The sequence below is a fragment of the Methylobacterium sp. CB376 genome (assembly GCF_029714205.1).
Classification (GTDB): domain Bacteria; phylum Pseudomonadota; class Alphaproteobacteria; order Rhizobiales; family Beijerinckiaceae; genus Methylobacterium.
In genome coordinates, this window is sequence record NZ_CP121648.1 from 5,592,445 (window position 1) to 5,611,428 (window position 18,984).

Here is an 18,984-nt window from a genome sequence, read left to right on the forward strand (position 1 = left end):
ATGAGCGAGACCCTGACGCCCCGGCGCGGGCTGATCCTGTGGTGCCTGCTCGGGAGGCAGGGCTCGGCCCTGCAGAGCGAGGTGCGGCCCGCGGTCGCGCGGCTCGACCGGGAGGCCCTGATCGAGCGCGGGCTCGTCGCGGCGGAGAAGCAGGGGCGCTCGCTCCGGCTGACCGTGACCGAGCGGGGCTGGCGCTGGGCGAGCGACCACCTGCACGCGCCGCTCCCCGAGACGTTCCGCGTGCTGCAGGATTGGCTGGGGCTGGTCGCGCGCCACCTCGACGCGACCGGCGCCACGCTCGCCGACCTCGTGGGCGAGGCCCCGGCGCCCACGCGGGAGGCCCTGCCGGCGCGGCAGGCGAGGATCCTGCGGGCCCTGATCGACGCGCAGGGATCCGCCTCGCCGCGCGACCTCAAGCCGGCGGCCTCCCGGGCCGACCGGGAGGCGCTGGTGGCGGCCGGCCTCGTCGCGCAGGAGCCGCGGGGGCGCTCCGTCCGGCTCACGGTCACGGAGGCGGGCCGGCACTGGGCGCGGACGCATCTCGGCCTGGCGCTGCCGGGGGGGCAGGAGGCGGCGCCCGCGCCCGCCGCGCTCGAGCGGATCGAGGCGGCCTACCTCGCGCTCACGGACGGGCGCCGGCGCGAGGCGGTCCGCCTCAGCCGCATCCGGGCGGAACTCGCCGATCTCGACCGGGCCAGCGTCGATGCCGGCCTCGCCCTGATCCTGCGGGAGGGCCGCAAGGCCCGCCTGATGCAGATCACCGATCCGCGCGGCCTCGACGCCGCCGAGCGGGCGGCGGCCTTCAGCCCGGCCGGCGAGCCCTTCCACCTCCTCTGGATCGAGCCATGACCGACGCCCTCGACGCCCTGCGCAGGGTCGATTTCGACTGGGTGAACACCCTCGACAGCGTCTGGATCGACGCCGGGGCGGCTCCCGGGCCGAACAGCGCCCAGGCCGCCGGGATCGTGCGCGAGTTCGTGCGGCGCGCCCGCGCGCCCGAGGACAAGCTCAAGGGCGCGATCCTCGTCGGCCAGTCCGGGATCGGGAAGACGCACCTCGTCGGCGAGATGCGCCGGGAGATCTGGCGGGCGGGCGGCTGGTTCGTGCTCCTCGACGTGCTCGGGCTCGCCGATTTCTGGCGCAGCACGGCCCTGAGCTACCTCACCGCCCTCCTCCACCGGATGCCGGACGGGCGCCGGCAATGCGAGGCGGTGCTGGCCGGGGTGGCCCGGCGCTTCAACGTCGAGCAGCAGGTCGAGCAGGCCTTCGCCACGCCGGACATTGACGCGCGCCGCGTCGTCGACCTCCTGGTGCGGGCGCTGACGCAGATCGACATGGCGCGGGCCCTCCGGCACCAGGACGTGTTCCGGGCTCTCTGCCTCTTGCGGGCGAGCGATGTCGGCGTCGTCGGCCTCGCCCATGCGTGGCTGCAGGGGCACGACGCCGACGAGGAGGCGCGCCGGGCCCTCGGCTTCCGCAGCGCCCCGCCGCCGCCGGCGGAGCTCGTGGCGGGGATGTCCTGGGTGATGAGCCTCGCGGGCCCGACCCTGGTGGCCGTCGACCAGATCGACGGGGTCGTCAGCCCGGCGAGCGCCGCCCTCGGGGAGGATTTCGAGCCGGGGCCGAACCTCGCCGCCGTGCTCACCGCGGGGCTGCTCGAACTGCACGACGTCCGCCACCGGGGCCAGACCGTGGTCACCTGCCTGGTCGATTCCTGGGAGCGCATCCGGGAGAACGGCCTCAGGTCGGGGACCGAGCGCTTCGAGCCGCCGGTCGCGCTGCTGGGCATGAACGACCGCAGGGCGGCGAGCGCGCTCGTGGTCGACCGGCTGGGGCGCGCCTACGCGGAGGCCGGCTTCACCCCGCCCTTCCCGACCTGGCCCTTCGGCGAGGTCGCGATCGCCGAGGCCGCCGCCTCCGGCATGATGCCGCGCACGCTGCTGATGCGCTGCGACGCGCATCGCCGCGCCTGCCTGGAGCGGGGGACCGTCACGGTCTGCGAGAGCCTGATCGCCGAGGCGCCGCCGCGCGACCCGGGCGCGCCGCGGGCGCCCTTCGACCTCGCGGCGGCCGCGCGGGCGGCCGACATCGCCGGCCTCCTCGACGGCGAGGACGACGCGATCGGCCCGCTCCTGCGCGACGCCTTCGACCTCTACGCCCTGCAGGCGCCGCCGCACGAGCGGGTCGAGATCGTCAACCGGGGCGACCCCGACCAGCGGATCCCGCCCCTGCACGGCCGGCTGACCTTCATCTTCCGGGACGACAACGACCGCGAGCGCCACATCTGCTACCGGGGCCTGACGCAGCGCCACGCCATCGCGTTCCAGGCGCGGCTGCGGGCGGCGCTCACCGCCTCGGGCATCCGCACGCGCCTGCATCACCGCGAACTCGTCCTGGTGCGGCGCGGCCCGCCGCCCGGCGGCGCCAAGACGCAGCAGCTCTTCGACGTCTTCACCCGGGCGGGCGGGCGGCTGATCGACCCCGCCGACGCGGATCTGCGCCTCCTGGTCGCCCTGCAGACTCTGCGGGCGCGGGCGGTGGCCGAGGGCCGCCTCGCCGAGTTCGAGGCCTGGATGCGGGCCGCGCGGCCCCTCGACGGGCTCGGCTTCTTCCGCGCCGCGGGCCTCGGCGAGGCGGCCGCGCTCGCCCCCGCCCGCCGAGGGCGCGACCAGGATCCCGCCCCGCCGGCACGCGGCGGGCCGCCCCGCGCCGGACGCGCCGCCGTTCGATCCCGGCCCGACCTCGCGCATCTCGGCGGAGGGGATTGCGCCGGAGGCGAAGGTCGCGCCGGAGCCGCGCCGGGAGACGCCTCCTGGACCCCGTGCGGAGGCGATCCCGGACCGCATCCCGCTCGGCCGTCGCACGACGCCGGAGGCCGAGCCCGTGGACCTCGCGACCGCGCTGCTGCGCCGGCACACGGCGATCATCGCGGGTTCGGGGTCGGGCAAGACCGTGCTGTTGCGCCGCATCGTCGAGGAGGCGGCGCTCGCCGGCCTCCCGGCCATCGTGGTCGACCCGAACAACGACCTCTCGCGGCTCGGCGATCCCTGGCCGGAGCCGCCCGTCGGCTTCACGGCGCAGGACGAGGCCCGGGCGGGCCGCTACCGGGCGCAGGTCGAGGTGGTGGTCTGGACGCCCGGCCTGCGGGCCGGCAACCCGCTCTTCGTGCCCGCGATGCCCGACTTCTCCGGCCTCGGCGGCGACGCGGACGAGCGCGACCAGGCCGTCGAGATGGCGGTCGAGACGCTCGCGCCGCTCGCGGTGGCGGGCGGCCGCCGGGAGCTGCAGCGGGGCGTGCTGGCCGACGCGCTGCGCTTCTTCGCCGGGCGGGGCGGCGGCGACCTGCCGGACTTCACGGCCCTGCTCTCCGACCTGCCGGACGGGATCAGCCTGATCGGCGACGCGGGCCGGCTCGCCGCCGGCATGGCCAACCAGCTCCACGCCGCCGTGGCGACGAACCCGCTGCTGCGGGCCGAGGGGCCGGTGATCGACCCGGCGCTGCTGTTCTTCGGCCGGGACCCGGCCCGCACCCGGATCTCGGTCGTCAACCTGTCGGGCCTCGCCTCCGAGGCGGCGCGCGAGGACTTCGTGAACCGCCTGCAGATGACGCTGTTCGGCTGGATCAAGCGGCACCCGTCGCCCCGCGGGCTGCTCTACGTGATGGACGAGGCGCAGACCTTCCTGCCCGCCCAGCGCCAGCCGCCGAGCCTCGGCAGCGGCATCAAGCTCGCCGCGCAGGGGCGCAAGTACGGGCTCGGGATGATCCTCGCCACGCAGGCGCCGCGGGGCATCCACAATCAGATCGTGTCGAACTGCACCACGCAGTTCCTCGGCCGCCAAGCGAGTCCGGCCACGATCGCGGCGGCGCACGACATCCTCTCCGCCAAGGGCGGCGGGGCGGGCGACATCGGCAAGCTCAAGGCCGGGGAATTCTACTTCTCGACCGAGGGATCGGGCCGCCCCGCGAAGCTGCGCACGCCCTACTGCCTCAGCCACCACCCGGCGAACCCGCCGACCCCCGAGGAGGTGACGGTGCGGGCGCACCGCGCCGCGCAGGTGCTGGCGGGCGGGTGATCCGACATCCGACGGATCGCGTCGCGATGCGGATGTCGGCTTCGCTCAAGCGCCGCGCGGGCTTGGGATACGCATCCGACGGATCGCGTCGCGATGCGGATGTCGGCTTCGCTCAAGCGCCGCGCGGGCTTGGCATACGCATCCGACGGATCGCGTCGCGATGCGGATGTCGGCTTCCCTCAAGCGCCGCGCGGGCGTGTCATGCGCTGTCCGGACAGCGCATGAGCAGGGGGCCCGGACGATCCCGGCCCGCGGCTCACGCCCGGTCCGGGACGGTGATGCGGAAGCGGGCCCCGACGCGGGTCGGATCCAGGGACAGGGTGCCCCCGTGCAGCCGGGTGAGCTCCGCCGCGATGGCGAGGCCGAGCCCGGTGCCCCCCGGTCGGGTCGAGCCCTGGAAGGGCGAGAACAGGTTCGCCCGCGCGCGCTCCGGCAGGCCCGGGCCGTTGTCGGCGATCAGGATCGTCACCACCTCCCCGTCCCGGCGGCCCTCCAGCGTGACCAGGGGCGGCGATCCGCAGGCCGTGCCGGCGAGCGCCAGGGCCTGCACGGCGTTGCGCACGAGGTTGATCACCACCCGCGAGAGCTGGTCGGGATCGGCATCGACCAGGAGTGCCCCGGGCGTGCGGTCCACCACCCGGATGTCGGTCCCGGGCTCCATCCCGGCGAGGTCGACGGCGTCGGCCAGGATCGGCTTGAGCAGCGTGAGCCGCCGCTCCGGCACCCGCTCGGCGGCCCGGCCGTAGGCGAGCGTCGCCTCGCAGTAGCGGATCGCCCGGTCCAGGGTCGCCATCAGGCGCGGCGCCACCCGCTGCGCCGCCGGATCGGCGCTCGCCTCCAGACGGTCGCCCAGGAGCTGGGCCGTGGTCAGCAGGTTGCGCAGCTCGTGATTGATCTTGCTCACCGACAGGCCGAGATCGGCGAGCCGCCGCTTCTGGCGCAGCTCGCCCGCCAGCACGGTCTCCATGCGGGCGAGGGCCGTCTCGGCGAGCCCGATCTCGTCGCGGCGCCAGGAGGGCGCGATCAGGCGCGAGGCGTCCTCCGGGTCGTCCGCGAAGGCCGCGATGTTGCGCGTTAGGCGCAGGACGGGGCGGACGATCGAGACCTGCAGGGCGAGGAAGACCAGGAGCCCGGTGATCCCGGAGATCGCCATCGAGGTCATCAGGATGCGCCAGGAGAAGTCGATCAGCGCGGCACGCAGGGGGGCGGGGTCGAGCAGGATCTCGACGAAGTCGACCCCGTCCATGCCGTGGCCGACCACCCGGATCGGCCCCTCGCCCGGGTGCCAGAGGGTCTGCCACGCCCCGGCGATCATGTCGCCCCAGCTCGACTCGCGCAGGTCCACCGCCTCGCTGACCTCGGAGGGCATCTCCGTCACGGTGATGAGCCGGCGGGTGCCGCCGGCGCGAAGCGCGATCGCCCGGGCGCCGACCCCGGTCAGCAGGCGCCGGGCGAGGTCGTCCGAGACCTTCGCGGACGGGGCGGCGTCGAGGACCAGGGCCGCCACCTGGGCGGCCGCGACCCGGTCCGACAGCCAGGTGCGCCGGAAATTGGCGACGCTCGGCACGTAGATCAGGATCTCGGCGATCAGCACGAACAGGATCGTCAGCAGCAGCAGACGGCCGGAGAGGCCGAATCGGCTGGACTGGGCGCCCAGGGCGCCGCGCTCCCGCATGGCATCGGCGAGACGCAACGAGCTCCACCCTCCCCGAATGCACCGTCTCGACGGGCGCTATCCTGGCGCGACGCCGCGAACAAGCCGCCGTAAAGAACTTAGACCAGTCTAGGGCGCGACACCGTGGGAGATCGAAGTCTCAATCGTCGCAGGGGGCGGGCCGGCGCAGGCGCCGCACCGCGACCGGCAGCAGGGCGAGAGCGCCGAGGGCGAGCAGCGTCGCCACCAAGCCCGGCGTGATCACGGCGCGCAGCGACAGGGCGCGGTCGCAATCGATGCCGGCCGCCGCGAGGCAGGCCGCGCGGGCGTCCTGGTGGGCCGCCACCACCTCCTCGATCCGCGCCCCCGTCGCCGCGTAGATGAAGCCGCCCGGCGAGATCCCCAGGAAGGTCGCGAGCGCGAAGACGCGCAGGCGCACCCCGAAGATCGCCGGGCCGAGATTGGTCATCCAGAAGGGGAAGAGCGGCAGGAGCCGCAGGACCAGGATGTACGAGAAGGCGTCCCGGCGGAAGCCCGCGGCGAGGCGGGCGAGGCGGCGCCCGGCATGCCGCAGGAGCATCTCTCCGGCCGCGGTGCGGCCGATCGAGAACACGATCACGGCGCCCGTGGTCGAGGAGGAGATCGCGAGCAGCGCCCCCGGCACGGTCCCGAACAGGAAGCCGCACAGCATGGTCATGAACACCGAGACCGGCACCGAGACCACCACGGTGCCGACGTAGAGGAGCGCGGTCACGGCCATGGCCCGCAGGCGATCCTGCTCGACCATGGCGAGCGCCCAGGCGCGCGAGGCGAGGAAGCGCTCCAGGCTGAACCACTGGGTGGCGCCGCTCAGGATCAGCCCGAGCGAGAGCAGCACCAGGGCCGCGAGGGGCAGCAGGCGCAGCCAGCGCCGCCAGGGCGGGCGGGCCACGGCCGCGGGCCCGACCTCCTCCCGGGCCGCCTGCCCGGCCTGTTGCCCGGCCGCTTGCCCGACCTCCTGCCCCGCTCCTTGCCCGGCCCCCCGCGCGGGCGGCCCCGGCTCGTCCGCGCGCATGCGGCTCAGGCCGCCTTGCGCAGGCGCAGGATCTTGAAGAAGCCGCCCGGGAAGGTCGGCCGCAGACCCACGAAGGTGACGCCCCGGCGCCCGGCCCAGGCCTCGATGCGGGAGGCCTTGAAGTCCGAGGACCAGCCGATCTTGGAGCAGAGCGGCGCGACGATCTCCTCGACGCGGGCGACCGCGCCGTCCGCCTGGCCGAAATGGTTGGCGAGCACGATCTCGCCGCCCGGCCGCAGCACGCGCAGGAACTCGTCGAGGGCGCGCTCGGGGTCGGGCACCAGGGTGATCAGGAACTGCGCCACCACCGCGTCGAAGCTCGCATCGGCGTAGCCGAGCCGGCAGACATCCATCACCTGCAGGCCCCTGACATGGGCGAGGCCGCGGCGGCGCACCTTCTGGGCGGCGCGCCGGAGCATGTCCTCCGAGAGGTCGACCCCGTAGAGCTCGGTCCCGGCCGGGTAGTAGCCGAGGGAGAGGCCGGTGCCGACGCCCGCTTCCAGGATGCGGCGGCCGCAGGCGACCGCGGCCGTCACGGCGTCCCGCGCGGCCGGCTCGGTCAGCTTGTCGTAAACCACATCGTAGACCGGCGCCCAGCGCGCATAGGCCTTGCGCATCAGGGCGGTGGTCGGGCCGGCCGCCCGCGGCTCGCTCAGCATCTGTGGTGTCTCTCCCTGGGCAGGCCGCGGGGCCGGCGCTGCCGCCCGCGACGCCTGCGCTCCTGCATCGTCCGGCGCTCAGGCCGCCTCGCGCCGCGCCGCCTCGACCTTCTGGATGGTGCCGCCGCCGAGCACCCGCGCGCGCGGCCCGTCATCCGCGTAGATGGCGCAGGCCTGGCCGGGGGAGACGCCGTCCTCCGGCGTCTCCAGTACGACCTCCGCGCAGGCGAGCGCCCGGTTCCAGCGCAGGGCCGCCGGGCGCGGCTCCCGGGTCGAGCGGACCCGCACCGCCACGGGCATCCCGTCGAGGTCGGCCAGGGGCTCGTCGCCGAGCCAGTTCGTCTCGGCGATCCGGATCACCGAGGTGGCGAGCGCCTCGCGGGGGCCCACCACCACGCGGGCCGTCTCGGGATCGAGGCGCACCACGTAGAGCGGCTCGCCGGTCGCGAGCCCGAGGCCCCGCCGCTGGCCGACCGTGAAGCCGATGATGCCCTCGTGGCGGCCGAGCGTGCGCCCGTCGAGATGGACGATCTCGCCGGGCCGCGCCGCGTCGGGCCGCAGCCGCGCGATCACGTCCTGGTAGCGGCCCTGGGGCACGAAGCAGATGTCCTGGCTGTCGGGCTTGTCCGCCACGGCGAGGCCGAATTCCCGGGCGAGCCGCCGGGTCTCGTCCTTGGGCAGCTCGCCGAGGGGGAAGCGCAGGACGTCGAGCTGCTCGGGCGTCGTCGCGTAGAGGAAGTAGCTCTGGTCCCGGGCCGGATCGAGGGCGCGGTAGAGCGCCCGCCCGCCGCCCGGCCGGGCCCGGCTGGCCACGTAGTGGCCGGTCGCCAGCGCGTCGGCGCCGAGGTCGAGGGCGGTGGCGAGCAGGTCGCGGAACTTGATCGAGCGGTTGCACTCGACGCAGGGGATCGGCGTCTCGCCGTGGATGTAGCTCTCGGCGAAGCGGTCGATCACCGCCTCGCGGAAGCGGTCCTCGTAATCGAGGACGTAGTGCGGGATGCCGAGCGTCTCGGCGGCCCGCCGGGCGTCGTGGATGTCCTGGCCGGCGCAGCAGGCCCCGCGGCGATGGGTGGCCGCGCCGTGGTCGTAGAGCTGGAGCGTGATCCCGACGACGTCGTAGCCCTGGCGCCTGAGCAGCCCGGCGACGACCGAGGAATCGACCCCGCCCGACATCGCCACCACGACGCGGGTGTCCTGGGGGGCCTTGGGCAGATCGAGCGAGTTCATCGTCCTCGAGGATCGGGCGCGGGGATCGGTGCGGCCGCGGGCACGCTCCCGGCACCGGCTGACCGCCCTTCCTATAGTGATGGACGGCGCGTTCTGCCAGGGCGGGCGCGGCCCGCGACCCGGCAAGATCTGCCGCGCGCCCGGCAGATCGCGCCGGCGCGCGGCGCCGCGGCGCCGCGGCGGCGTCAATTTCCCGTTTCTTCTCAGATGTTTGGAGGCCAATCGGGTCTGGCCCCGCGCTTGCGTGGCGCCACGCGGTCGAGGGAGCGGTCCGGCATGAGCGTGGCGAGGCCCGGGGAGGCAGTTCAGGCGGCGGCGCGGGAGGTTCCGCGCCGGCCGGCGCCGCGCGCCGCGGCCGATTCCGCCGCGTTCCGGATCGCCCGGGACGCCGCCGGCGGGACGGCCCGCCCGGGCGCTGCCGGCAGCGGGATCGCCCCCGCGACGGCCCCGGCCGAGAGGCGCGAGGCGCCGGAGGCGCGCCGGCCCGCCCCGGCCAGGCCGGGCGCGTCCGGCGCCGCCGGGAGCCCCCGGGCCGAGGCGGCCGCGCGGCCTCCCGAGCGTCCGGGCGCGCGCCCGCGGGACGCGGAGCGGCCGGAGACCGGGGAGCCCGCCTCCGACCCTCGGGCCGCCGCGCGGGACGCGCCGCGCGCGACCAAGGAGAGGGCGTCCCGCAGGGGACCCGACGCGGAGGATCGCCCGGACGGGAGCGAGGCCCGGGGCGACGCGGTTCCGAACGCCCTCGCCCAGGCGGCGAGTCCCGACGCGACGCCGCCCGCGCCGCCGACCGGCGCGGCGCCGGCCGGCGATGCCGCCCCGGCGCAGGCCGGCGACGGCCCGGCGGCGGTTCAGGCCGGGACGGCCCAGGCCGGGACGGCCCAGGCCGGGACGGCCGAGACCGGAACGGCTCAGGCCGGAACGGCTCAGGCCGGAACGGCTCAGGCCGGAACGGCCCAAGCCGGCGGCGCGCAGGCCGGGGGCGCGCGGGCCGAGGGAGCGGCGGGCGGCGGACGCGCGGCGGGCCGCGCCGCCGAGGATGCGGCCGAGGCGGCCCCGGATGCGGGACCCGGCAGGGCCGAGGCGGGCGCTGCGGGCTTCGCGGCGGCGCTCGCCGACGCCAAGGCCCCCAGGGCGCGTCCCCGGCGGGCGGCGCGGCCGCGTCGCCCGCCCAGGCGGCCCCGGCGCAGCCCCCTCCCCCGGTGCCCCTCGGCGCGGTGCCGATGACGATCGGCCTGCGCTCGCTCGCCGGGATGAACCAGTTCGAGATCCGGCTCGACCCGGCGGAGCTCGGCCGGATCGAGGTGCGCCTCGACCTCGACCGGGAGCGCGGCTCGGTCCGGGCCCACCTCACGGTCGAGCGGCCCGAGACGCTGGCGCTGCTCCAGCGCGACGCCGGCAGCCTGCAGCAGGCGCTCGCGCAGGCCGGCTTCTCCGCCGCGGACGCGGTCCTGAGCTTCTCGCTCCAGGACGGATCGGGCGGCCAGGGCCAGCCCGGCCGGGAGGGGCGCTCGCCCGATCCGGGACGCGGCGCCCTCGACGGCTCCGTGAGCGAATCCGACCCGATCCCGCTCGCCCCCGTCCGGCGCGGCGGGCGGCTCGGGCTCGACATCCGCATCTAGGCGGAGCGGCGCGCCGCCGCTCCGCCCAGGTTCTCCTTCCCGCACCGCCTCGCCCGGGCCCGAACCGTCCGGTGAACGAGGCGCGAGCCCCCGAACGGCGAGGCAGCCATGGCCACGGGCATCAGCAGCACACTCACCGGCTCGGCCGGCACCAAGACCAACACGGCGAGCGATTCCGCCACCATCGCGGGCAACTTCAACCAGTTCCTGACCCTGCTCACGACGCAGCTCAAGAACCAGAACCCGCTCGACCCCCTCGACACCAACCAGTTCACACAGCAGCTGGTGCAATTCGCCTCGGTCGAGCAGCAGCTCAAGACCAACGACCGCCTCGACACGATGGTGGCGGCCAGCAAGGCCGCGACGGCCTCCTCGGCGGCCGGCCTGGTCGGCAAGACCGTGACGGCGGACGGGGCGACCGCCGCCCTGGCGGGGGGATCCGCCAGCTGGACCCTCACGGCGGCGCGGGCGGCGACCCGGGCCGTGCTGACGATCACGGATCAGAAGGGCAACGTCGTCGCCACGCGGACCCAGTCCCTCGCGAATGGCGGCCAGAGCTTCACCTGGGACGGCCGCTCCTCGACCGGGCTCACGGCGCCGGACGGCACCTACACGCTCAAGGTCCAGGCCACCGACGCCACCGGGCAGACCGTGAGCGTCGACACCAAGGTCACGGGGACGATCGCGAGCGTGGACGTCACCGGGTCGGAGCCCATGCTGAGCATCGGCGGGCGCAGCGTGCCCCTCAGCCGGGTCCAGGCCATCGGCGGCGCCCAAGCCTCTGGATCCACCTCCGCCTCCGGATCCTAGGCGCATCGGACCCGTGATCCACAGCCCTTGGATAACCCGAGGCGGACGAATCACATCCTAACTTTGCGATTCAAGCAATCTTAAACGCGGCTGGCTAGCGTGAATGGCGACAGGTCAGTCGAGTGTAAGAGCGTATCATGACCGAGCCGCACCGCCCGAGGGTGAAGTACGTCATCGGGCCCGACGGAAGCCCCCTGACGATCGCGGATCTTCCGCCGACCAACACCCGCCGGTGGGTGATCCGCCGGAAGGCCGAGGTGGTGGCTGCGGTGCGCGGCGGCCTCCTGAGCCTGGAGGAGGCCTGTCAGCGCTACACGCTGACGACCGAGGAATTCCTGAGCTGGCAATACTCGATCGAGCAGCACGGCCTCGCCGGCCTGCGCACGACGCGCATCCAGCACTACCGCCAGTGACCGGCGCCCCGGCCCGTCCGAGACGCGCCGGGCCTGCCCCGAAGGGCCGCGCGGGACCGCCGGTCCCCGGCGCCGCGACGGGGCCGGCGCCCCTCCTCAACCATAGGCCGCGATCGCGCGGGCCTGACCGGGCTCGGGCACCAGGATCCCGGCCTGGGCGTATTCGTTGAGCTTGTTGCGCAGGGTGCGGATCGAGATGCCGAGGATCCGCGCCGCATGGGTGCGGTTGCCGAGGCAATGGTCGAGCGTGTCGAGGATGAGGTCCCGCTCGACTTCCGCGACGGTGCGCCCGACGAGGCTGCGCGTCACCGCCTCGGCCGTCTGAACCGCCCGCGCCGCCGTGCCGGCCCCGCCGTCGAGGGCCTCGCCCTCCGGGGAGCGGATCGCCTCCGGGCCGATCTCCGCCCCCTGGGCCAGGAGGACGGCCCGGTGCAGGGTGTTCTCCAGTTCGCGCACGTTGCCGCGCCAGGGATTGGCGACGATGAGGCGGCGCGCCTCGGCCGAGAGCGGCCGCGCCGGGATGCCGTTCACCTCCGCGTATTTCCGGGCGAAGTGCTGGGCGAGTTCGAGGATGTCGGCCGGGCGCTCGCGCAGGGCCGGCAGGCGCAGGTGGACGACGTTGAGGCGGTAGAGCAGGTCCTCCCGGAAGGTGCCCTTGCGGACCTCCTCGGCGAGGTTGCGGTTCGAGGTGGCGAGCACCCGCAGATCGACGCGCACGCCCTGGCTGCCGCCGACCCGGTCGATGACGCGTTCCTGCAGGGCGCGCAGCAGCTTGGCCTGGAGCCGGACGTCCATCTCGGAGATCTCGTCGAGGAGGAGCGTGCCGCCGGAGGCCTCCTCGAACTTGCCGATGCGCCGGGCCACCGCGCCGGTGAAGGCCCCCTTCTCGTGGCCGAAGAGCTCGGATTCGAGCAGCGCGTCGGGGATCGCCGCGCAGTTGACGCTGACGAAGGGCTTGCCCGCGCGGGCGGACTTGGCGTGGACGTGGCGGGCGAGCACCTCCTTGCCGGTGCCGCTCTCGCCGCTGATGAGCACCGAGGCGTCGGAGCGCGCCACCTGCTCGGCGAGCTTCACGACCCGCTCCATGGCGGGGTCGCGCCAGACGAAGCTGCGCGCGTCCGCCGCCACCGCCTCCAGCACCGCGGCGATCAGCTCGGGGTCGGGCGGGAGCGGGATGTACTCCTTGGCCCCGGCCCGGATCGCCGCCACCGCCGCCCTGGCATCCGAGCCGGTGCCGCAGGCGACGACCGGCGTGCGGATGCGCTCCTCCGCGAGGGCGTCGACGAAGGCGCGGACCGGCAGCCCCACGTCGATCATGACGAGGTCGGCGCCCTTGGCGCGCAACACCGTGAGGCCCTGCTCGACGCCGTCCGCCTGGGTGACGGCCGCGCCCCGGCTCATGGCGATCTTCGAGGCGGTGACGAGTTCGCCGTTCAGGCGTCCGATGATGAGAAGGCGCATCGCGGGCACTCCGCAGTCTGTCGGGGATCGGGCGGGGCTGCGGCTCATCCGACATCCGGTTGATTGCGTCGCAATGCGGATGTCGGCTTCGCTCAGGCGCCGCGCGGGCTCGTGATCCGGGATCCGCTTCGATCAAGCGGATCCCGGATCAGCCGTCGCTCTTGACGATCTCGGTCATGGTGACGCCGAGGCGCTCCTCGACCAGCACCACCTCGCCGCGCGCGACGAGGCGGTTGTTGACGAAGATGTCGATCGCCTCGCCGACCTTGCGGTCGAGTTCCAGCACCGTGCCGGGGCCGAGGCGCAGCAGGTCGCCGACCGGCATGCGGGAGGCGCCGAGCACGGCGGAGACCACGACCGGAACGTCGAAGACCTGCTCCAGGTCGGCGGCGCTCTTGGGGGCCGGGGGGCCGTCGCGCAGCGGGCCGTGGCCGTTCGGGTCGTAGGCGAGGTCGGCCTCGCTGAGCTGGGGCAGGCCGAGTTCGTCGTCGGGCGCCATCGGGTGCGTCTCCGGGTCTAAAGGGGGTCGAGGGCGGCGCGCAGGGCGGCCTCGATGGCGGCGCGCTCGCGCACGACGCCGCCGTCGGCCCATTCCATGCGGGCGTCGCCCGGCATCAGGTCGGGATCGCCGAGCACGATCAGGCGGCCCTCGAAGCCGCGCTCGCGGGCGAGCCGGGCCAGGGCGGCCTGGGTCTCGTCCACGAGGGCGTCGTTCACCCGCACGGCGAGGTGGGGCACGCCGCGCAGGTGCTGGAGGGCCGCGCGGGCGGTCTCGAGGATCGCCGCCACCGGCCGCGCGTCGAGGGCCTCGCCGGCGATCTTGCGGCCGAGCGCCAGGGCGAAGTCGAGGGCCTGGGCCTCGCGCTCGGCGTCGCGGGCATCGGCCGCCGCGAGCAGGCCCGCCGCCGTCACCGCGACCCGGGTGAGGGCGTCGGCGAGCCGGGCCTGCACCTGGGACTCGGCCTGGGCGCGGCCCTCCTGCAGGCCGGCCGCCCGGGCCTCGTCGATCGCCCGGCGCAGCTCCGCCGCGGCCCGCGCGGAGGCGGCGGCCTCGGCCTCGGCGCGGGCGGCGGCGGCGGCGCGCTCGGCCTCCTCGCGCGCCCGCGCCACGCTGCCCCCCGGCACCCGGAAGTCGTTGTCGAACAGGAAGCGCCGCGGCTCGGCCATCAGTAGACCAGCTCCTCCTCGGCGCTGTTCTTGGCGATCATGATCTCGCCCTTCTCGGCGAGCTCCTTCGCCGTCTCGGTGATCCTGGCCTGGGCCTCATCGACCTCCTTGAGGCGGATCGGCCCGAGGGAGGCCATCTCGTCCTGCAGGTTCTTGGCCGCGCGGCTCGACATGTTGCTGAAGAAGAAGGCCCGCACCGGCTCGGACGCGCCCTTGAGCGCCCGGCCGAGCACGTCGCGGTCGATCGCGCGCATGAGCGTCTGCACGCTGCCGGCGTCGAGCTTGAGCAGGTCCTCGAAGGTGAACATGAGCTGGCGAATCTTCTTCGCCGCGCCGCGGTTGTTCTGGTCGAGGGCGGTGAGGAAGCGCGCCTCGGTCTGGCGGTCGAAGGCGTTGAAGACGTCCGCCATCAATTCGTGCGCGTCGCGCCGCGTGGTCTGGGCGATGGTCGAGACGAACTCGCTGCGCAGCATCTCCTCGATGTGGCGCAGGGCCTCCTTCTGCACCGTCTCCATCCGCAGCATCCGGTTGAGCACGTCGATGGCGAAATCCTCCGGCAGGATGGTGAGGACCCGCGCGGCGTAGTCCGAGCGCACCCGCGAGAGGATCACCGCAACGGTCTGCGGGTACTCGTTGCGCAGGAAGGAGGCGAGGATCTCCGGGTCGATCTGGGTCAGGCTGCTCCAGACCCGCCGGGCCGAGGCGCCCTTCACCTCGGCCATGATCTGCGAGACCTGCTCGGGCGGGAAGATCTTGAGGAGCAGCGCCTCGGTGCGCTCGTAGTTCGAGCTGACGCCGCCGCTCGACGAGAGCTTCGAGACGAACTCGACGATGAGCTGCTCGACGGTCTCCAGTTCCAGCGAGCCGAGCTGGACCATGGCGTGCGAGACCTTCTTGACCTCGTCCTCTTCCAGGAGGCGCCAGATCGGCGCGCCGGCCTCGTCGCCGAGCAGCAGCAGCAGGGCCGCGGCCCGCTGCGGGCCGGGCAGCTCCGCCAGGCGCGGGTTCTCGGCCAGCGTGTCCGGGAGGGCGGGTTTCGGGGAGACGGCCATGGGGGCGTTCGGGATCCTCTCGGGGGTTCAGCGGTCCTGGATCCAGCCGCGCAGCACCTCGGCGGTCTCGACCGGGTTCTGGCGCACGATCTCGGCCACGCGCGCGATCGTCTCGGCCTGGATCTTGCCGTTGATCTTGGCGAACTCGACGAGCTGGCGCGCCGGGCTCTCGGGCAGGGCCGGCGCCCCCTCCCCCTCCGCGCCCGCGGCCGGCAGGACCGCGACGGCGGCCAGGGCCGGCTCGGGCGGGGCCTCGGCGGGGAGCACGCGGCGCAGCAGCGGGCGCATGACCGCCAGCACCACCACGAGCGTCAGCAGGGCCAGGACGGCGAGTTCGACGAGGCGCAGCACCTCCTCCTTGGTGGGCTTCAGGAGCGAGGCGAGGAGCCCCTCCTCCGGAAGCTCGGCCGGGACGGCGGTGTCGGCGAAGCGCAGGTTGGCGACCTCGACCTGGTCCCCCCGGCCCTTGTCGTAGCCGACCGCCGTGCGCACCAGGGCGGTGATGCGGTCGAGCTCCTCCTGGCTGCGGGGCGCGTAGACCGGCTTGCCGTCCGGCCCCGGCTGGTAGCTGCCGTCGATGACGACCGCCACCGAGAGGCGCTTGATCCGGCCGCCCTCGTTGACCTCGGTGCGCGTGACCCGGGAGATCTCGTAATTCGTCGTCTCCTCGTTCTTGTTCGAAGTCTCGCGGGTGCCGTTCGCCTGGGCGGTCTCGCGGGCGCCCGGCAGCTCGTTGCCGACGCTGACGCCGGTCTCGCCGGGCCCCTGCGAGGCCGAGGTCTCCGAGCGGGTCTGGCTCGAACGCACGACCCGGCTCTCGGGATCGAAGCTCTCCGAGCGGCTCTCGATCCGGCTGGGATCGAGCTCGGCCGCGACCTGGACGCGGGCGCGGCCCGCCCCGACGATGCCCGCCACGATCCCCTCGACCTGCGCGCGCAGGCGCTGCTCCAGGCTGGCCTGCCGCTCGTCGAGGCCGAGGACGGCCTGCGCGTCGTCGCGCCCGGCCCCGTCCGCCAGGAGGCGCCCGCGCTCGTCCACGATCGAGATCCTCTCGGGCTTGAGCCCCTCCACCGAGGAGGCCACGAGGTGGCGCACCGCCCGGACCTGGCCGGGATCGAGGTCGCCCGCGAGCTTGAGCACGATGGCGGCGCTCGGAAGCTCCCGGTCGCGGTTGAACAGCCGCTTCTCCGGGATGACGAGATGGACCCGCGCCGCCTGCACGCGGCCGATCGCCCGGATCGAGCGGGCGAGTTCCCCCTCCTGGGCGCGCAGGTGGTTGACGTTCTGGACGAAGGTCGTGGTCGAGAAGGCGTCGCCCTTGTCGAAGAGCTCGTAGCCGACGCCGCCCGCGCTCGGCAGGCCCTTGCCGGCGAGGTCCATGCGCAGGCGGGGCAGGTCGGCACGAGGCGCCAGGATCGTCTGCCCGAGATCGCCGCGGGTCTCGTAGCGGATGCCCCGCGCTTCCAGGTCCCGGATCACCGCGCCCGCATCCTGCAGGGAGAGGTCCGCGTAGAGCACGCCCAGTTCGGGCCGCGAGACGCGCAGGATCACGAACGCGAAGAAGCCCACCAGGACGAGCGTGACCGCGCCCATGGCGGCGAGGCGTGCCGGCCCGAACTTCGCCATCAGATCGAGAACCGGTTGCACGACGCGCTCAACCCGCCACAGGGGCCGCTCCGGCCCGTAGGCAAAAATTGCCGGCGCATGGTTAGTGGCCGGTTAACGGGGCGCCTCGCCGAGTCCGGCAAAGCGCCGCCGCTCCCGGCTCGCCGTCGCGAGACCTAACGGGACGTTGTGCCGTTCCGGACGATCGGGCGAGATCGGCAGGATGCGCCGGCTCGACGGCGATGGGCCGATTCCTCCGACGGGATGTGCGGGGAAGTCGTGCAGGGCGATTGTCGAACGCGCCGCCGGGAGCGCGACGGGGATGGAACCCGCGCCGGGGCGATCCCGAATCGTCCGCCCGCGACCGCCTTCCTCGGCGCCGCGCCGCCGGCGCGGCCGATTCGCGCAGATCGCCACGAGGAAGGTCGCGGCACGCGGCGCAGCCCCGACCGTCCTGGCCGGACCGGCCCTGGCGCAGGGACGGCCGGCGAACGGTTCGGCGGCGTCCGCCGACGCCGAGGAGAACGACGAGCCCGTGTCGAATTCGGCCGGGGGCGGCGCGCGGCGAGGAGGACGGGCCGGGATCGCCCGGCCGGCGGCCCGGCCCGTCCGGTCGCCGCCGGAACCATCCGGTCCGCCCGCCCCTTGTCCCGCGATCGTCACGGGACCACGGAGCAGACAATGCGGGACCACGTCGCCTCGTTCGGCATCGGCGTCGCGACGGGCCTGCGGAGCATGACGGCCTGCGCGGCGCTGAGCTGGGCCGCCGCTTCGGGCCGGACGCGGGCGCGGTGGATCCCCGCCGGGCCGGGCGCCCGCGCGGTCGCGACCGCGGCGGCCCTGGCCGAGATGGCGGGCGACAAGATGCCCTTCGCGCCCGACCGCCGGATCCCACCCTCCGTCCTGGCGCGGCTCGTCATCGGGGCGGCCGGCGGCGCGGCCCTGGCCGGGCGGGCCTCGCCCGGAGGCGGGGCCGTCGCCGGGATGGCCGGCGCCCTCGCCGGCACCCTGCTGGGCCGCGCCGCGCGCGGCGCCCGCACGCGCACCGCCTCCGACTGGGCCCGCGCGCTGTCCGAGGACGCGGCCGCCGCCGGGCTCGCCGCGCTCGCCGTCCGCTCCGCCGCACCGCCCGAAGGCCGGACGGAACGACCGGCTCCCGTCCGCCCCTAGACCCGAACCGCCCCCGCCGCGCGGCGCCGGATTGCCGCCGCCGCGGAAGGCGCGACCCGCCTCAGGCCCCGAGCGCCTGCCTCGGCCGCGGGTTCAGAAGATCTCTTTAATCTTTGGGCGCGGTCGGATCATCGGCACTGGCGCCGCGCATTGCTTCGCTCTCGGCTCCAGGCTTGCCACTGATATCCAGCGGCGAGACCAGGTGATAGAGAACCAAAGAATCAAGCTCGATCCACGGCAGCTCTGCCCTCTGCACCAATTGGAGTGCATGATCGGCCGATATCTGATGCTCGAGCGCGATCATTTGGACTGTCTTCCATCCCGGCGACATGATTTTTGTTCTCTCTTTGGAGAATACTTAGGTTCAATCATCGTATACGGCGCAGCAATCCGCGCCCCAGCGCGAATGCAGGGAGAGAGATCTATGATTCACTGATCCCTGTCGCAAGCACCCGGTCCGTCCGCGCAGATCGGGCGGCCATGGCGCGGCAAATGGTTGCGCGGCGCGAACCGCGCCCTCGCCCAAGGCTTGTCGTCCGCGTGGACAACCGCAGGAGGGGTGCATGGCCGAGACCCGGAAACCGCTCAACCCGCTGGAGCGGGAGGAGGCGATCGGCATCAGGGACGGCAGCGATCACGCCGGGGAGCCCGTCACCGACAGCCGCCACGGCGTCGGGACCGCGGCGCCGGCGCAGCGTCCGGCCACCCGGGACGGCGAGACGCGCGACGGGGGCACCGCGGGCCGCCGCGGGACCTGAGGCCGGCGGCGGTTCCCCGCGAGCGCCGTTCGCCAGGCGCGGCGTCGGCGCGCCCCGGCGCGATGCTCCGCGACCGATCAGCGGCCGGACGCGCCCCGCTTCCGGGCCGTCGGCCTAAGGCGCCGGCCGGCGCGCCGGCCCTGACCAGGGCCTCGCGCCGGCGCGGCCAGGCTCTCCCTCGCGAGCGATGGCCAGCGGGCGCGGCGCGTGCGGCACCCGCCATGCCGAGGAGCGTCGTGCCGGGCTCGCGCGGCGCGCGGTCGG

General features: G+C 74.7%; 18 protein-coding genes. 8 read left to right on the forward strand and 10 right to left on the reverse strand.

The annotated features are described in order from the left end of the window. Positions 1–849: a hypothetical protein gene (locus tag QA634_RS25710; protein ID WP_012334825.1), complete on the forward strand. Its 849-nt coding sequence runs from the start codon at positions 1–3 to the stop codon at positions 847–849. Between the two features lie 2,034 nt (positions 850–2,883). Beyond that, entirely contained in the window at positions 2,884–4,074 is a 1,191-nt protein-coding gene (locus QA634_RS25715) for an ATP-binding protein (protein WP_283026888.1), read from the forward strand. A gap of 256 nt (positions 4,075–4,330) precedes the next feature. Here the strand turns inward: QA634_RS25715 and QA634_RS25720 are convergent, their stop codons facing one another. The 4 genes from QA634_RS25720 to mnmA form a co-directional block, all read right to left on the reverse strand. Continuing rightward, on the reverse strand, positions 4,331–5,749 hold the full coding sequence (locus QA634_RS25720) for a sensor histidine kinase (protein ID WP_018261043.1): 1,419 nt from the start codon (positions 5,747–5,749) through the stop codon (positions 4,331–4,333). A gap of 139 nt (positions 5,750–5,888) precedes the next feature. Then, positions 5,889–6,782, reverse strand: coding sequence for a TVP38/TMEM64 family protein (locus tag QA634_RS25725; protein ID WP_012334828.1), 894 nt, complete (start codon positions 6,780–6,782; stop codon positions 5,889–5,891). A 5-nt stretch (positions 6,783–6,787) separates the two neighbouring features. Next, the gene (locus tag QA634_RS25730) at positions 6,788–7,441 is read right to left on the reverse strand and encodes a class I SAM-dependent methyltransferase (RefSeq protein WP_012334829.1); all 654 of its coding nucleotides are present in this window, start codon (positions 7,439–7,441) and stop codon (positions 6,788–6,790) included. Positions 7,442–7,519: 78 nt separating this feature from the next. Further along, complete coding sequence (gene mnmA, locus QA634_RS25735) at positions 7,520–8,668, reverse strand: tRNA 2-thiouridine(34) synthase MnmA (protein WP_012334830.1); 1,149 nt, start codon at positions 8,666–8,668, stop codon at positions 7,520–7,522. 276 nt (positions 8,669–8,944) lie between these two features. Here mnmA and QA634_RS25740 point away from each other — a divergent pair, with 276 nt between their 5' ends. From QA634_RS25740 to sciP, 4 genes are all read left to right on the forward strand, one after another. Further along, on the forward strand, positions 8,945–9,889 hold the full coding sequence (locus tag QA634_RS25740; protein ID WP_283026890.1) for a hypothetical protein: 945 nt from the start codon (positions 8,945–8,947) through the stop codon (positions 9,887–9,889). Next, positions 9,886–10,284: a flagellar hook-length control protein FliK gene (locus QA634_RS25745; RefSeq protein WP_283026891.1), complete on the forward strand. Its 399-nt coding sequence runs from the start codon at positions 9,886–9,888 to the stop codon at positions 10,282–10,284. The genes QA634_RS25740 and QA634_RS25745 overlap by 4 nt, the downstream gene beginning before the upstream one ends. Positions 10,285–10,392: 108 nt before the next feature. After that, positions 10,393–11,094 carry a flagellar hook assembly protein FlgD gene (locus QA634_RS25750; RefSeq protein ID WP_012334832.1) on the forward strand — a complete coding sequence of 234 codons (702 nt, stop codon included), beginning with the start codon at positions 10,393–10,395 and terminating at the stop codon, positions 11,092–11,094. A gap of 137 nt (positions 11,095–11,231) precedes the next feature. Further along, positions 11,232–11,507 carry a CtrA inhibitor SciP gene (gene sciP / locus QA634_RS25755; RefSeq protein WP_012334833.1) on the forward strand — a complete coding sequence of 92 codons (276 nt, stop codon included), beginning with the start codon at positions 11,232–11,234 and terminating at the stop codon, positions 11,505–11,507. Positions 11,508–11,603: 96 nt separating this feature from the next. On the opposite strand, the gene flbD is transcribed toward sciP, so the two are convergent. The 5 genes from flbD to fliF form a co-directional block, all read right to left on the reverse strand. Then, positions 11,604–12,968: a sigma-54-dependent transcriptional regulator FlbD gene (gene flbD / locus QA634_RS25760; RefSeq protein ID WP_012334834.1), complete on the reverse strand. Its 1,365-nt coding sequence runs from the start codon at positions 12,966–12,968 to the stop codon at positions 11,604–11,606. A 148-nt stretch (positions 12,969–13,116) separates the two neighbouring features. Further along, positions 13,117–13,467, reverse strand: a complete 351-nt coding sequence (fliN, locus tag QA634_RS25765; RefSeq protein ID WP_012334835.1) for a flagellar motor switch protein FliN — start codon at positions 13,465–13,467, stop codon at positions 13,117–13,119. A gap of 17 nt (positions 13,468–13,484) precedes the next feature. Beyond that, a complete protein-coding gene (locus QA634_RS25770) occupies positions 13,485–14,135 on the reverse strand; it encodes a FliH/SctL family protein (protein ID WP_012334836.1) in 651 nt (216 codons plus the stop codon). Further along, positions 14,135–15,187: a flagellar motor switch protein FliG gene (gene fliG, locus QA634_RS25775; protein WP_012334837.1), complete on the reverse strand. Its 1,053-nt coding sequence runs from the start codon at positions 15,185–15,187 to the stop codon at positions 14,135–14,137. The genes QA634_RS25770 and fliG overlap by 1 nt, the downstream gene beginning before the upstream one ends. 27 nt (positions 15,188–15,214) lie before the next feature. Further along, positions 15,215–16,834 carry a flagellar basal-body MS-ring/collar protein FliF gene (gene fliF, locus QA634_RS25780; RefSeq protein WP_012334838.1) on the reverse strand — a complete coding sequence of 540 codons (1,620 nt, stop codon included), beginning with the start codon at positions 16,832–16,834 and terminating at the stop codon, positions 15,215–15,217. Positions 16,835–17,473: 639 nt separating this feature from the next. Here fliF and QA634_RS25785 point away from each other — a divergent pair. Further along, entirely contained in the window at positions 17,474–17,962 is a 489-nt protein-coding gene (locus tag QA634_RS25785) for a hypothetical protein (RefSeq protein WP_012334839.1), read from the forward strand. A 106-nt stretch (positions 17,963–18,068) separates the two neighbouring features. On the opposite strand, the gene QA634_RS25790 is transcribed toward QA634_RS25785, so the two are convergent. Then, the gene (locus tag QA634_RS25790; RefSeq protein WP_018261050.1) at positions 18,069–18,266 is read right to left on the reverse strand and encodes a hypothetical protein; all 198 of its coding nucleotides are present in this window, start codon (positions 18,264–18,266) and stop codon (positions 18,069–18,071) included. Positions 18,267–18,525: 259 nt separating this feature from the next. Here QA634_RS25790 and QA634_RS25795 point away from each other — a divergent pair, with 259 nt between their 5' ends. Beyond that, complete coding sequence (locus tag QA634_RS25795) at positions 18,526–18,720, forward strand: hypothetical protein (protein ID WP_012334840.1); 195 nt, start codon at positions 18,526–18,528, stop codon at positions 18,718–18,720. Positions 18,721–18,984: the final 264 nt, after the last annotated feature.

Excerpts from the sequence above, each read along its gene's own strand:
- QA634_RS25750 (WP_012334832.1), top strand. The coding sequence starts at position 10,393 with ATGGCCACGGGCATCAGCAGCACACTCACCGGCTCGGCCGGCACCAAG.
- QA634_RS25745 (WP_283026891.1), top strand. The coding sequence starts at position 9,886 with ATGACGATCGGCCTGCGCTCGCTCGCCGGGATGAACCAGTTCGAGATC.
- fliN (WP_012334835.1), bottom strand. The coding sequence starts at position 13,467 with ATGGCGCCCGACGACGAACTCGGCCTGCCCCAGCTCAGCGAGGCCGAC.
- fliG (WP_012334837.1), bottom strand. The coding sequence starts at position 15,187 with ATGGCCGTCTCCCCGAAACCCGCCCTCCCGGACACGCTGGCCGAGAAC.
- QA634_RS25720 (WP_018261043.1), bottom strand. The coding sequence starts at position 5,749 with ATGCGGGAGCGCGGCGCCCTGGGCGCCCAGTCCAGCCGATTCGGCCTC.
- mnmA (WP_012334830.1), bottom strand. The coding sequence starts at position 8,668 with ATGAACTCGCTCGATCTGCCCAAGGCCCCCCAGGACACCCGCGTCGTG.
- QA634_RS25725 (WP_012334828.1), bottom strand. The coding sequence starts at position 6,782 with ATGCGCGCGGACGAGCCGGGGCCGCCCGCGCGGGGGGCCGGGCAAGGA.
- QA634_RS25770 (WP_012334836.1), bottom strand. The coding sequence starts at position 14,135 with ATGGCCGAGCCGCGGCGCTTCCTGTTCGACAACGACTTCCGGGTGCCG.
- QA634_RS25790 (WP_018261050.1), bottom strand. The coding sequence starts at position 18,266 with ATGATCGCGCTCGAGCATCAGATATCGGCCGATCATGCACTCCAATTG.
- QA634_RS25785 (WP_012334839.1), top strand. The coding sequence starts at position 17,474 with ATGCGGGACCACGTCGCCTCGTTCGGCATCGGCGTCGCGACGGGCCTG.
- sciP (WP_012334833.1), top strand. The coding sequence starts at position 11,232 with ATGACCGAGCCGCACCGCCCGAGGGTGAAGTACGTCATCGGGCCCGAC.
- flbD (WP_012334834.1), bottom strand. The coding sequence starts at position 12,968 with ATGCGCCTTCTCATCATCGGACGCCTGAACGGCGAACTCGTCACCGCC.
- QA634_RS25730 (WP_012334829.1), bottom strand. The coding sequence starts at position 7,441 with ATGCTGAGCGAGCCGCGGGCGGCCGGCCCGACCACCGCCCTGATGCGC.
- QA634_RS25710 (WP_012334825.1), top strand. The coding sequence starts at position 1 with ATGAGCGAGACCCTGACGCCCCGGCGCGGGCTGATCCTGTGGTGCCTG.
- QA634_RS25795 (WP_012334840.1), top strand. The coding sequence starts at position 18,526 with ATGGCCGAGACCCGGAAACCGCTCAACCCGCTGGAGCGGGAGGAGGCG.
- QA634_RS25740 (WP_283026890.1), top strand. The coding sequence starts at position 8,945 with ATGAGCGTGGCGAGGCCCGGGGAGGCAGTTCAGGCGGCGGCGCGGGAG.